The 13,076-nt window shown below is 44.9% G+C and carries 11 protein-coding genes; 2 read left to right on the plus strand and 9 right to left on the minus strand.

Annotation, left to right across the window (positions count from 1 at the left end; translation table 11 throughout):
* Positions 1–79: 79 nt before the first annotated feature.
* From ABWV76_RS12910 to ABWV76_RS12920, 3 genes are all read right to left on the minus strand, one after another.
* Positions 80–568, minus strand: a complete 489-nt coding sequence (locus ABWV76_RS12910; RefSeq protein ID WP_282953525.1) for an Hcp family type VI secretion system effector — start codon at positions 566–568, stop codon at positions 80–82.
* Positions 569–1,504: 936 nt separating this feature from the next.
* Positions 1,505–2,449, minus strand: a complete 945-nt coding sequence (locus ABWV76_RS12915) for an urea transporter (protein WP_353376153.1) — start codon at positions 2,447–2,449, stop codon at positions 1,505–1,507.
* Positions 2,450–2,939: 490 nt separating this feature from the next.
* Positions 2,940–4,988 (minus strand): S8 family peptidase, encoded by a 2,049-nt coding sequence (locus tag ABWV76_RS12920; protein WP_353376154.1) that lies wholly within the window; start codon positions 4,986–4,988, stop codon positions 2,940–2,942.
* A gap of 544 nt (positions 4,989–5,532) precedes the next feature.
* Between ABWV76_RS12920 and ABWV76_RS12925 the strand changes: the two genes are divergently transcribed.
* The gene (locus tag ABWV76_RS12925; RefSeq protein WP_353376155.1) at positions 5,533–6,030 is read left to right on the plus strand and encodes a hypothetical protein; all 498 of its coding nucleotides are present in this window, start codon (positions 5,533–5,535) and stop codon (positions 6,028–6,030) included.
* A 182-nt stretch (positions 6,031–6,212) separates the two neighbouring features.
* On the opposite strand, the gene ABWV76_RS12930 is transcribed toward ABWV76_RS12925, so the two are convergent.
* Complete coding sequence (locus ABWV76_RS12930) at positions 6,213–6,779, minus strand: carboxymuconolactone decarboxylase family protein (protein ID WP_353376156.1); 567 nt, start codon at positions 6,777–6,779, stop codon at positions 6,213–6,215.
* Positions 6,780–6,917: 138 nt separating this feature from the next.
* Positions 6,918–7,580 carry a peroxiredoxin-like family protein gene (locus ABWV76_RS12935; protein ID WP_282953519.1) on the minus strand — a complete coding sequence of 221 codons (663 nt, stop codon included), beginning with the start codon at positions 7,578–7,580 and terminating at the stop codon, positions 6,918–6,920.
* A 201-nt stretch (positions 7,581–7,781) separates the two neighbouring features.
* Here ABWV76_RS12935 and ABWV76_RS12940 point away from each other — a divergent pair, with 201 nt between their 5' ends.
* Positions 7,782–8,675 (plus strand): LysR family transcriptional regulator, encoded by an 894-nt coding sequence (locus ABWV76_RS12940; protein ID WP_353376157.1) that lies wholly within the window; start codon positions 7,782–7,784, stop codon positions 8,673–8,675.
* A 173-nt stretch (positions 8,676–8,848) separates the two neighbouring features.
* On the opposite strand, the gene ABWV76_RS12945 is transcribed toward ABWV76_RS12940, so the two are convergent.
* From ABWV76_RS12945 to ABWV76_RS12960, 4 genes are all read right to left on the minus strand, one after another.
* Positions 8,849–9,598: an alpha/beta hydrolase family protein gene (locus ABWV76_RS12945; protein WP_040628594.1), complete on the minus strand. Its 750-nt coding sequence runs from the start codon at positions 9,596–9,598 to the stop codon at positions 8,849–8,851.
* Between the two features lie 316 nt (positions 9,599–9,914).
* Positions 9,915–10,811, minus strand: coding sequence for a peroxiredoxin family protein (locus ABWV76_RS12950; protein ID WP_353376158.1), 897 nt, complete (start codon positions 10,809–10,811; stop codon positions 9,915–9,917).
* Positions 10,812–11,557: 746 nt separating this feature from the next.
* The gene (locus ABWV76_RS12955; protein ID WP_353376159.1) at positions 11,558–12,127 is read right to left on the minus strand and encodes a dihydrofolate reductase family protein; all 570 of its coding nucleotides are present in this window, start codon (positions 12,125–12,127) and stop codon (positions 11,558–11,560) included.
* Positions 12,128–12,352: 225 nt separating this feature from the next.
* Complete coding sequence (locus ABWV76_RS12960) at positions 12,353–13,042, minus strand: DUF899 domain-containing protein (protein WP_353376160.1); 690 nt, start codon at positions 13,040–13,042, stop codon at positions 12,353–12,355.
* Between the last annotated feature and the right edge of the window lie 34 nt (positions 13,043–13,076).

Here is a 13,076-nt window from a genome sequence, read left to right on the forward strand (position 1 = left end):
CACTCAGCTAAAGAACTGGAGGGCGGTAGCCCGCAGGTACTCTGCAGGCCACCGTTCAACCCGAAAAGAGTCGAACCAATTACAGCGGAGTCGCTGTGGTGAGGTCGTATCCAACCTTCATGTTCTTGGGGTTCTTGTTAGTCTTATCAGCGTGGTCGAGTTCGGCTTCGATTTTGGCGAAGCTCAGAGAGATGGACTCCTGAGGAGCGCCACCGGCAGAAGCACCAATGCTGTAAGAGGAGATGATTACGTCAGTCAGCTTGTAAACCGCGTATTTTTCTACAGAGTTGGCGCCGGTCTGTACAACATGAATCTCTACGGGCACACCTTCGTCACCAGTGACAGAAGACTTGAACAAGCCGCCGGAAGCTGCGTCGATGCGCTTGGTGAGAGTAACTTCGCTCAGGCTTGGGCGAGAGGCTTCACGGTTGGAGGTAGCACCGGCTTCCATGGTGATACCGCGGCCAACACCAAAATTGAAGCTGTCAACTTCGATCCAGTCTTCGTAACCTTTGGCGGTGACGTTGCCTTTAGTGGCTTTGTTATTGAAGTTCAGGTAGATAGACATGGGGATTCCCTCTTGTTTGGCTTTTGATGTTGGTGGTTAACCCTTTACCACGGCGATGAGTCAGTAGCTCAGTTAACGTCGCAGTGGTAACTGGGGTGATTTAAACAGAGAGAAAAGCAAAGAAAAACCATAATTTTTCGTTATTTAATCGACTCTGGCACCAATTATCCGAAGCCCTTTTACTATTGTTGGGTATATGCCCGCTGAGCGTATTCGACTCTGACACCAATTAAATATACAGAGAATTACAGTTTAATTTTCCGTCTCGCAAAAATTTAGAAGGATTTTGAAAATTTTAAGAATTGCTAGCTCTCTTATATTAATTGAAATTATTTTAATAGGGGGCGGAGTTGAACGATAAGATACGTATTGTTTGGCCTAGTGGCTCTTCGCCCGGCCCAGAGTAAGCTGAAAGTGGGTTAACGGAAGATGGTGATGTCACTGTCGTTGTGCGTCAGGATGCTGCCGGTTCCAATGACCGTCTACCAATTCCTGGAATTGATCATCACTGGTAGAATTATTAATATGGAAGAAGCTTGCCGCATTGGATTAACCAACGAAGTGGTGCCAAGGGGAACCGCTTTAAATCGTGCAGTTGCGCTGACACAGTTTATCTCTCCCCTTCCCTAGCCAGTTATTCATTCCGATAAAGGGGCTGCCATTCGCGGCTAAGGACAAGGTCTTAAAGACGGTCAGAGTATTGAAGCTGAATGCTTAAGCAACACACGGCACATGCAGCAGTTGCAGGTACCCTAAATTCTTCCGATCGTCGAACCATTATTCGGATGAGTGAAGAATTCCTTTGGAGTTACTTTCGATTTTACCGAGCTGATCAGTGGACCTATCGTCTATTCGGAGTAAGTGATTGTTGAAGAGGTTGGTGCCCTATCATGCCAATAGTTTTCGTGGTGATAGCGCTTGTTCTGATTTGCTGAATTAACGACCTATTGCGAGCTCCCTCTTTAATAACAATATAATCCAGCTGGAAATAACAAATGGAGCGCTTAAAATAATAATATCAGCACCCATAAGGGCCATCGCAATTGGAACGGTTAATACACTACCTGCAAGAGGGGCTAGCCACTGCTTACTTCCACTTGATAGTGCAATAGCACTCAGAGATGCGTTGTAGCCAAAGATTCCAGCTAGGATTAGTGTTGGTGGTAAAGCTAGGAACATGGCCAGGAATGTGGCAAGCAGTCCACCAATTATGCTCCAAAGCGCATGAGACTTATTCGAAATGAAAAGTCCAACTAAAAAGCAAATACCGGTAATGGCATTGTTTTGAAATATAATCTGACCTATACCTTCAAATATCCCCCATGTTGAAATTTTTTCATTCATGGGTGTTACGGCTGGCGCTAGGTCCTGTGTTGGGGCAAATATCCATATAGCCCATATCACCAGAATGTATGGTGCAGTATAAGGCGGAAGGAAAATGTGAAGCATCATAAAGTGTATGATCAATACTGTTAGAGCGCTTCCACCAATAATTAATAAAATAGTAATTGGGGATGGAGCATATAATAAGAATATGACTATACCGATCAAGGCTCCATTGTACCCAAATAATCCCTCTTCAATTTGTTTCACAGGGTAATGCAAAATTCCTGCACAAACGGTCGCTGTGATAACACCAAGTGCTGCTCCAAGAGCCATGGTAACCGAATTAACTGCTACTCCGGATAAGAATAAAACACCACTTAATGCGTTTTTTTGAAGGATGACTTGGCTTACGCCTCTGAATAGACTAACTAGATAGTATCTGATTTTTGTAGGTGTCGACTTTGTCATTGAGATTTTACTAGGGACTTTTGATGAGGCTTTTACTCTTCGGGCAATCGTCAGCAAGTGCTGCCACTTGATTTCGGTAATCTTCATTTAGGATTGCTATGTACAAACTATTGCTCCTATTTTTCTACTTGATTATGAGATGCTCTATTAAATTATATGGTGTTCTCGAGGAAGCTTTGAAGTTAGAGTGAGGGAGGTTGTTCTCATTAAATTTCTGTCATGATGATGTGAGTAAAATGCGACGCTAGATACAGCATGTAAAGGCTACCCTCTGTGTCCAGCTGTAGTGACTACGGCACGCTAGGTGATTAGGTTGGAGCAATATGTCGCGATACGCTCGGAAACGATAACCTCAGTATGGCCCGGCCTTCGTCCTGCCAAAAAGACGAGAGTGTAATTTCCAAGTGCTGTAAAGAAATAGTCGATGCGCTATACCCTAACAAAATACCAGTCAGCTTAGCTTACTGGTATTGGGCTATATTGGTCGCCTTTTATGTTATTTGATCACAGTTACCTGGGCCGGACTGGTATGGACCCACCCTACAGAAAACTAACTGTAGGGCGGGTGTCAGCCTAATTACTGAGCACTAGCGCTAAGAGTAACGCCGGAGTAGTCTGAGTAGGCGCGAATGCTGATATACCAGGTGCCTGCATCTGGATTGCTGATATTGCAGCTTTCATCATTGCCCCATTCGTAGGGACGGCAGTCATATGCCGTGCGGGAAGGCTCTTGGCCGTAGCGCACGTAGAGGTCAGCATCGCCAGAGCCACCTTCCATAACGGCGCTCAACGTTGAGGCTCCGCTATTAACATCAATGGTGAAGTGCTGCCAGCTGTTGCTGGAACCAGTAAGGCCAGTCTGTTCCCAGTTATCGCTACCGCCACCGCCGTTACCTCCGGTGTAGCTACCTTCGAGGCTCACGCCGGAGAAAGAGCTATAGCCACGCACCATGACGTGATAAGTTCCGCCCTGTACGTTAGCGATGTCACAGGTTTCGTTGTTACCTGATGTGTAGGGGCGGCAGTCATAAGTGCTGGTAGTCGGTGCGCTGCCAAAGCGAACATAGAGGTCAGCATCGCCGCTTCCACCAGACATTTTAAAGGAGAGGTCTGTGGCATTTTCGGGGACATCCAGGGTGAAGTAAATTTCCTCACCACTGCTACCCTCGATACCGGTCTCAGTGACACCGTTTTCGAGTTCTCCGCCATCGTTACCGCCACCACCGCCACCATCACCACCGTTGGCCATGGCTACGGCCGCAGCTGCATCGACTATACCGGTACCACAGCTGTTGCACGAAGCAGGGAAACTCCTCGCGGTGCTCGTGAGAATTGATTCGACTTCGTCTGGTGTAAGACTGGAGTCTACGGAATAAAGCAATGCCGCAGCGCCTGCAACGTGGGGCGCAGCCATGCTGGTGCCCTGGATGTAATAGTAACTGTCACTGCCGGGGTCAGTGGTGCCGTTGTTATAGGTGGAAAGAATGCCATCGGAATCGTTGGCGAAGCTCTGTGCTCCTCCTGGCGCTGCAACGTCTACCACATTGCCGTAGTTAGAGTAGTAAGCACGGCCGCCACTGCGATTAGTCGCAGCGACTGAGATCACCCCATTACAGTTCGCAGGGGTAAATTGGCTTGCATTAGTATTGCTATTACCGGCGGCTACAACAACGGTAGCGCCGAGGCTGCGAGCGGTATTGATGGCATTCTGCGTGGTAGTGCCGCAGCTGCCGCCGCCGCCAAGACTCAGATTAAGCACCTGGGCAGGATTGGCGTTGTTCGGCAGGCCACTGACAGAACCGCCGGCGCCCCAGATCATGCCATCGGCAATATCTGAGGTATAGCCCCCGCAACGGCCGAGTACGCGTATTGGGACTATCTTGGCCTCGTAGGCGACACCGGCAATGCCTATATTATTGTTGGTAACCCCAGCGATAGTGCCAGCGACATGGGTGCCGTGCCAGCTGCTGTTGCTTGAAGAGCTATCGCCGCAAGTTCCAGAACTATACCAATCACCTGGATCGGTAGCATCACTATCGCGGCCATCGCCATCCACTGAGACGAAGGTATCGGAAATCATATCGTAGCCCGGCAGAATATTGTCTGCCAGGTCGGCGTGGGGACGATAACCAGTATCGAGCACTGCAACCACTGCCCCATTGCCCTGGGTGACATCCCAGGCTAATGGAAGATTTAAACCGCCGGTGGTTTCATAGTAGTGCCACTGATTGAGATAGCTTGGGTCATTGGGTACAGCCATCGCTCGCATGATCAGATCCGGTTCTGCGTATTCAACATCCGGGTCCTGGTTCAATCGCTCGATAATTGCGTTTACTTCAGCTCTATTTTTCCGACCTTCCAGGCGCATTACCTGGGCGCCAGTAGCCATACGACGTAGGTGCTGCATTTTATGGCCGGCACGACGGGAGGCTTTTTCTACCGTTTCCTTTGCCATGATCGTAGCCCGTCCGACCTTAGCGCTTTCCTTGTACTTCACAATGATGCGATCAGTCAGCAGTGTGTTGTCCGCCTCTTCCGCATGGGCAGCGAAAGGCGCTGTACAAAGTAACGAAATTGCACTTGCCAGAGCTGTCTTTTGCAAAAGAATTTTCAATGATGATTTCATTATTGTGGTTTCTCCGAAGTTATTTTTATCCAAGTATCAAAAAATATTTTGATATTTGAATACTTCTGAACCGCCCTGTCTTAGCTAAATAAATTCGCTAAAAGGTAAACCCAAAAACTGCTCAATTTAGGATTATTTAGTTAGCCAGGGCGAAGTTGGCACCACTGTTTCATTTTTGGTGCGAATCTATAACGACTTAGCAAATATTGTCCTCATCGAAGACTCTGAAAGTGACGTGACCTACAGCGACAAATTTAAACTTTTCATAAAAAATTTAAGTGATGTGTAATTTTCCGCAAAAAAATCGTGATGTGGTTCACGGGGGATGCCAAGGAAAGAGGTTAATAAAACTCTTATGAAAAAAATTATGATTCACTTTCGTTGAAATAATATAATGTTATATCATATCAAAATAATTTTTCTTAACTAGAATTGCCAATAGTTGGGAAGCCGCCTTAGTAGGGTAAAAAGTTGCCTTTCACATCTGAGATAGCAAAGAGTTCCTGTTGATATTTCCTCAACATTTCAACTTATTTGTCGGGGCGTGGGTCGGGATATTGCCACTGGTGTATTTTATCTTTTCGATATAAAAGGCGGTGCTGAAGAAGAATATGAATATACTCTCTCATTGCCTGAAGGATTACCCAAAAGCGAGACAGAAACCCTGGGTGTTGTTTCCCCACTTATCGAGCCCAAACAAATCGCCCTGCCCTCGGATTTTTATCTTGAAGATGAATATATCGGTTGGTATGGCTACAAACGGGAAGTTTATCTAGAGCCCAACAAAGACCAAAATGGGGCTACCCTCCACATCAAGGAGCATGACCTCTGGCATCAGTTTTTACCGATTCACAAGGGGCATGCCGGACCTGTGTTTTGGTTGTCGGCAATTATGTTGGGGGCAAGCCTGGTGTTTAGTTTGATCAGCGGATTGGTAGTTGCTTTTGCTGTACCAAAATTCAGGAAAGCTGCCGTACAGTTTACCTCGCTTGGCCTCATCTCCCTGATTATTGCTTTTTTTATGGGAGGGAGCGGGATATAACTATATCTGGCATATCAAGGTTTTAAAAAAATGGCGTATCGGAGTGGTTTACCGTCACAAGCAATCGACCTGATACGCCAAGGGCGTCCCATTTTATAGATGCTTTACTTTTGTTGGTTCGCCCTCTTCATTAAGTCTGATTCTGGTAAGGATTGTGAAGATGATGCGTCTTAAGCTGTATCTTAGCTAGCTGAATCCATATCCTTACTCCAGGCCATAGGCAAAAACGCATCATCAAGACTGACATTAAGATTGTGAGTGGAATAATTTGAGAGCACTTTAAGGCTGGTGCCAACAATCACTTCTAAAACAGTCTCCTTGGTATAACCAGCTGCGAGAAACCTATCAACCTCTTCTTCTGTTGCCCATCCACGTTTCTCATTGATAAGGATGCAGAAAGTCCGTAACGCCTCGAGCTTAGGATCACCAATTGGCGTGCCGTTGCGTAGTGCCTTGACTACCTCCTTATCAACACCAGCCATTTTGGAAACTGCCGTATGTGCAGCCATACAGTAGGTGCACCCATTCAGGCGACTATTTGTCATCAAGATTATCTCCCGCTCTGTTTCACTCAAACGAGATTTATCAAATAGCTCCATAAGCGTTAGATAGCTCTCTACCATTACGGGTGATTCAGCCATGGTGGCCATTAGGTTGGGCACAAACCCCATTTTTTTCTTAGCGGCTTCTAGGGTTTTTTTAGAGGCATCTGGAGCTGTTTCAATTGTGTATCTTGTAAAATTGACCATGAGCTTTACCTTTACATTGCTCGATATAAAATTGCATTGAATATCCACAAAGTTTTGAACCATCGAAGCAATTATCTCAAATTGCTCTGTACCTCTTTGGCACTTGTTTTGTGTTAAAGAGGTACAGATGTTGTCCCACTATGCAGCCGTAGACTGACTCAACTTATCAAGCACTGGAAATAGGTCATTCGGCTCAGGACGACGTGTATAGTCAGGATTGACTTCCGCATAGGTGATAATTCCATCAGTACCTATGACATATCTTGCGGGCATAGGTAAATTCCATTCTCCATCACGGTGGATGATTGGGAGTTCGACTTTGAACATCCTGTGGAACTCAATTACATAGGGTTGCAATGTCCAGCGGATACCAAACTTGGCAGCGAGCTCTCCTCCCTGGTCAGTAAGAATTGGGAAGCTCAATTTGTTATCTCGCTGGGATTTACGACTTTCAGCGGGGCCTTGCATGGAAATAGCTACCAGGGTTGCACCACGAGCTCTGATTTCGTCGGCAACCTCTTCCAGTGCCCGCAGCTCAATATTGCAGTAAGGGCACCATACCCCGCGATAAAAAGTTAGAATGACGGGGCCTTTAGCGAGGAGTTCATCCAAGACAACTTCTTTGCCTTCAGAGTCTTGCAATGCAAAATGTGGGACTTTCTCTCCTACTTTGATTGACTGCTCAACCTGACCACTATCAGCCAATTCCTTGGAGGACCGAGCAAAGGCTTCGAGCGCACCTGCTGGGGCCTGCTTCTTAAACACCTCTTTAAAAGCATCTAGTTTCTCTTGAAGAGACATAATCTATTCCTCTAATCGTTTAAATTTTCAGCCTGGGGCGATGGGTAAACTCCGATGTAACCAAAAGGTTACGAACATGACTCTTGAATTAGCCTTCAAGTAAGTATCTACGCCAAGCCACTATCGAGAAGATTAGTTACTTTGAAATGTGCTATAAACATGCTATTTTGAAACTCATTGTATCCACGAAGGACACAATCAATGTTTCAGCAAGCTCATTTGAACGAGATAGTCGTATTTATCGCTGTAGCCGAGCATGGGAGCTTTACAAAAGCTGCAGCATCATTGAACTCAACCAAATCAGGCACGGGTAAGGCCGTTAAGAAGCTTGAGGAGGAATTGGGCCTTAAGTTATTCAACAGAACAACACGCAGTATCAGGTTGACAGAAGAAGGTAAGATATTTCTTGATGCCGCTAAACATGCGATTGAAACAATCAATGACGCTAGGTTACTGCTGAATGCTAGAAAGGATGAACCCGCTGGGCGCTTACGTATCAATTTACCGATAGGAATTGGTCGAAATATTGTAAGTGCTTTAAAAAACTTCACGCAGTTACATCCCAAGGTTACTGTCGAGGTTTCTCTTTCAGACAACCTAGAAGATGCTATCAGAGGTGAATGGGACGTCGTTGTGAGAATCGGTAAACTAGAAGATAGTTCTTTTATCGCAAAAACATTGTGCGAATCCAAACGTATCCTGTGTGCTTCGCCAAAATATCTATCACAAAAAGGTAAACCTAAGACTTTAGAAGAGCTGAGAGAACATGACGCCCTTGTATTTCGAGCACCTACTGGAAAAGTGAGAGCCTGGTCATTTCGAGAAAATGATGGTTCAATTATTGAGTTTTCCCCTTCCCCGCTGGCAATATTTAGAGATGGACGAACTTTAATAGACGCAGTTGTTTCTGGTATGGGTATAGCCCAGGTATACGATAAAGCACTCGACTCTTCTATTCAGAGTGGAGAAGTTGTTGAGTTATTTCCGGAGAAAGTGGTGCCTGGCCCACCTGTTAGCGCACTGATTCCTAGCGGGAGAGCTATGCCTGCAAAAACAAGGGTTTTCATCAATTTTTTGAAAAATGAGCTTAATTAAGCTTCCGGATACTAAATGTAATAATCCAAATACTATCTGGTGCTGGCTCTGTTGTTTGATCCAAAGGTTTCAGGAAGTCTGTAAAGCTCAGCACTACAACTTAATCCTTAGCAGACGAGTCCCCATTTTTATTGGATTCTCAGCTCCAACATTATTCTCTATTATATGTCGTATTAACTAACATATCTTTGAGCCCAGGCTCCAATAACATTGCCGACATATTCAGCATCTGATTTCTTCATAAGCAAGTGATCGGCTTTATCTAAGGAAATAAAACTTTTCGGATGGTGCGCAGCGCCAAATATTTTTGCAGCATGATCAATAGAGACAGTACTATCTAGTGGTGAATGCATAACAAGTAAAGCTTTCCTTAATTCCTTAAGGTTTACCAAGATGTCTGCTTCATTGATGTCATCGATAAACTGCTTTTTTAGTGTAAACTCTCGGCCAGCAAGCACCACTCTTGCCTGTCCTGTTTTATTGATGTTATCGAGCTCATCTTTAAACATATGCTGGATATGTTTAACATCACTTGGAGCGGCTATAGTAACAACAGCTTTGGCTGTCTTTAACATACCAGCAGCTTTTAATACGGCAGCACCACCAAAACTATGGCCAATTAGCAATTTTGGTGCTTCAAAGCGATTTTCAATTTCATTGTAAGCACTAAGCAAGTCCTCAACATTAGATGAAAAATTAGTATTGGAAAAATCCCCATCACTGTTGCCTAACCCAGTAAAATCAAATCTTAATACTGATATTCCTTTACTAGTTAATGATTTGCTAATAGCGCTCGCAGCAATGATATCTTTTGAGCATGTGAAACAATGAGCAAAAATTGCATAGGCCTTTGGATTCCCGGCGGAATTCTCTAATTTACCCTTTAATTCTACGCCGTCACGATTTGGAAAATTAAACTCCATATTACTATCCAATATATGTTGATTATAAGGCATTCTAATCTTAACAAAGAAAAACCCCTCTCTATTATAGAAAGGGGTAAATGAGTAGGTGATAGTCTTCTATGTACCAATTGATACAAGATATGCCTGTTGCTTAGCTCGATAGAATATTCCTGCTTCATATAATCGATATCCGCTGATTTGAAGGCACTCTCACTATCTTTACTTGATCCAGTTAATATTTCCGAATCTCCAACAATGTCGCTAGCTAGAAACTGATCCTTCGCTCTCCATGGACCAATAGAAATCCTTTATAAAAACATCAATAGAAGCTTTGTTATGCAGTACTTTTAAGAGTTGGGGTAGCTTTTAAAGTCTGCGGCTTTGAGCTTTCAAAAACATGCAGGAATGTTGTAGGGTTTGGGCGTCTCCGATAATTATCTGTCTCATCGCCAAATAGCACCTTACCCTCTTCATCTAAAGCTATCACTGTCGCCATAACCGTATCTTTAGGATACCCAGGCATTCCCACAGGGGAACCATCAATGTCTTCAATACCTAAAATTTTTGCTCCCTTCAGATCTTCATCTTGAAGAATTTCAAAGTGATTAGGCAAGTCAAGTTTCCGCGCAAGATTTTGTGAATTATCGAAGCCCTGATTTGAAATAAACTTCACACTCACATCATATTGCTTCAACTTTTCAGCATACTTCTTTACCTCTTTTAACTGGTTCATACAGAATGGGCACCAGTTTGCTCGAAAGAAAACCAATAGCGTTTTGGTCCCACCAAAAGATGATGAAGAGACATCAGCTCCATCCAATCGATTAAAATGCATTTCAGGCAGTTTCTGACCTTTTGATATAGCTTTGCTCTTTCCACGATTGTAGTAGGAAAATGACCATATATACCAATGAAGAGACACAAAGCCCAGAGCAGTAATTGCAACAGAAACATATTGAAGCAAAGACAGTGGAGCCTGATTGAAATAAAGTGTATAGGCAACTAATGCAATACCTGCAAAGTTAATCACCTGAATAACCGGTAATCTTTCTGACGTTCTTGAAATACTGAACACATTTGTTATTACCATCAAGAAAAATGGTAAAGGCAAAGTTGCTAAAAGTGCTCCTATCCAAATCGGGTTGCCCCCAGACACATAGATCATAATGCCAGCCGCTATGCCACTTAGCATATTGGATAGAATCATTGGTAAGATAAGTTTTGTTTTCATTTCAAGCTCCTAAAGCATTTGGTTAATGTTCAAAACTAGTGATCTACCATAGTGCACAGTGTTAATTTGATAATCCTCTTAATCAGAGGAACAGAGTTTCCCAAATGGACACAATCGAGCTTACTCGATAGATCCATGGTCATAAATATCAGGACTTACATCAATATGTATCTAGGATTATATGAGGTTCCTGGGATATGTCTGCTTTCAATAACTGACCTGATAAGAGGCGACCTCAGTTGTTTGCCCTGTGCGAGTAAGCTCCTTATGCGCGCTTTTGCCACCTGAGGGGACACATTTCTTGCATTGCATATCTGCTATGGGATGGCCAATAAGTCAAACGATGAGATATTTGAAGCTATAGTAGTGAAAAAGAAATTATCAATGTTGCTTTGACAACGATGATCCGCATGTTAATCATGGGTTGACCCCCAATCTTATCCCTATTGAGGGAAAGACACCCCATTGTCCGCTCCAGCTACTTCAACTATTGCATGGACCTACAAAGCCGCATTTGACTTTGCCAAAGTAATTAATGGTCGTATCGCTTTCTATTCGAATCAAGTGGTAACCGAAAAGGTTGATGCCTTATCATAATATTATAAATATTGGTGATTACACCGGTATAAGATAGACGGCTATTAGAACTGTACCGATCAATCCATATGACAGCTGGAATACAAGTATTCTACGGATTTCCTTGAAGGCTTAATGCGCCCTAAAGAAAGTAGAAACTTTGCCATTTGTTATACTTCCCTACCTTTCTGCTGGCACTTGTAGCGAAGGATCACCCCGCCCGATTTAAGGGCGTCCGCCCGCATGAGCTCGAAATTCTTCTGGATGGCGTCAGCTTTGAAGAGAGGTGAGCCTGCTCCAAGTACGATGGGTGCAAGACATATCCGGTATTCGTCTACCAAGCCCCTTGCGAGCAGAGTAGCCACAAGGTCTGCGCTTCCGAAAACGAAGATATCTCTCTTCCCTGTCTCCTTCTTCAGCTTGCTAACGTGTTCGACGGCCTCGCCTTTTAAAAGGCGAGTGTTTGACCAATCGGCGGTCTCAAGTGTGCGCGTGATGACAGCTTTCTCAAGTGAGTTCATCATGTCCGCAACCGCCCCGGTTTCATTCCGCCAATGACTGGCCATCCCCTCATAGGTGCGACGTCCAAACAACAAGGTGCCGATTTCATCGCCCTGCTGAAGAGAGAAAGCTTCTAACTCGTCGCCCCACACGGTTCCGTGATGGTCCAGCGCCCAGGGCGTAGTGCCTTCAAAGTACCCGTCCAACGTCATCACATTCCAAACAACTAAACGCTTCATATCCTGTTTCTCCTAAACAAGCGCAAGCATAATCTTGAGCAACAATCGTAAAATGCAACCTTGAGATCGCGTGCAATCAACTGCAGCATAAAGTGCATAACCAATATTCAGCACGCCCGCGAGCAGACCGCCATTGAATACCGCTTTTACAAGCAACCCCTTTTTTTTAAATGAGCAGATGAATCCTTCCCGTTGTAGCTGGATGATGTGTGGCAGGCACCCGTATTAGCCATATTCGTTGTGTCTCCGCCACCAATGATACGGCTGTGTCTGCTGAGTGCCGTCGGGAGCCTCTTCCCAGTTTTCCTGACGGCCGAGCGGTGTGATATCCAAAAGAGTCCACACCGTGCCAAGTGTTTCGACACCTCGGCCGTTAGTGAAATAGGTTCGATAGAGGTCCTCTCCATCGCGATAGAAAACGTTGATACCAAATCCGGTAGCCACATCGAAATCAGCGTTGAAGTTGTCCTTGGTTTCATACCAGGGGATTGCCCAACCCATACGTTTCCGGAATGCCTCTATCTCAACGATCGGCGCTTTTGAAACAAAAACGAGAGAGGTGTCTCGGGCATGCAGATGGGCAAGATGAGGGATCTGATCGGCGACCATGCAGCAGCCTTCGCACGGGCTGGGATCAGCGGGTTTCAACATATGGTGGTAAACGATTAGTTGTGAATGGTCATCGAACAAGTCAGCCAGAGTCGCAGTGCCTCCTGGACCCGCAAAGGCATAATTTTGTTCGATCTTCACCCAACCTGAATACCGTCGCTTTTCTGCCAGCCGGTCGTGCGCTCGGGTCAGCTCCTTTTCTGCTTTGCGGAGTTCAGCGAGTTCATCCTTCCAGGCCTTTGGTGACAGGATCTGCCGGACTACTCCGGAGATCTCCTTAGTTTTCCTGCTCTGAATTAAAGTCATAATCAGCTCCAGATCTTGAGTTAAGTTGAGAAGA

The sequence above is a fragment of the Microbulbifer sp. NBRC 101763 genome (assembly GCF_040371615.1).
GTDB lineage: Bacteria > Pseudomonadota > Gammaproteobacteria > Pseudomonadales > Cellvibrionaceae > Microbulbifer > Microbulbifer variabilis.

What these genes read in the sequence shown, in the direction of transcription:
- ABWV76_RS12945 (WP_040628594.1), bottom strand. Translation starts at nt 9,598, where the DNA reads ATGGAGTTTAATTTTCCAAATCGTGACGGCGTAGAATTAAAGGGTAAA.
- ABWV76_RS12935 (WP_282953519.1), bottom strand. Translation starts at nt 7,580, where the DNA reads ATGTCTCTTCAAGAGAAACTAGATGCTTTTAAAGAGGTGTTTAAGAAG.
- ABWV76_RS12920 (WP_353376154.1), bottom strand. Translation starts at nt 4,988, where the DNA reads ATGAAATCATCATTGAAAATTCTTTTGCAAAAGACAGCTCTGGCAAGT.
- ABWV76_RS12910 (WP_282953525.1), bottom strand. Translation starts at nt 568, where the DNA reads ATGTCTATCTACCTGAACTTCAATAACAAAGCCACTAAAGGCAACGTC.
- ABWV76_RS12930 (WP_353376156.1), bottom strand. Translation starts at nt 6,779, where the DNA reads ATGGTCAATTTTACAAGATACACAATTGAAACAGCTCCAGATGCCTCT.
- ABWV76_RS12955 (WP_353376159.1), bottom strand. Translation starts at nt 12,127, where the DNA reads ATGAAGCGTTTAGTTGTTTGGAATGTGATGACGTTGGACGGGTACTTT.
- ABWV76_RS12960 (WP_353376160.1), bottom strand. Translation starts at nt 13,042, where the DNA reads ATGACTTTAATTCAGAGCAGGAAAACTAAGGAGATCTCCGGAGTAGTC.
- ABWV76_RS12915 (WP_353376153.1), bottom strand. Translation starts at nt 2,449, where the DNA reads ATGAAGATTACCGAAATCAAGTGGCAGCACTTGCTGACGATTGCCCGA.
- ABWV76_RS12950 (WP_353376158.1), bottom strand. Translation starts at nt 10,811, where the DNA reads ATGAAAACAAAACTTATCTTACCAATGATTCTATCCAATATGCTAAGT.
- ABWV76_RS12940 (WP_353376157.1), top strand. Translation starts at nt 7,782, where the DNA reads ATGTTTCAGCAAGCTCATTTGAACGAGATAGTCGTATTTATCGCTGTA.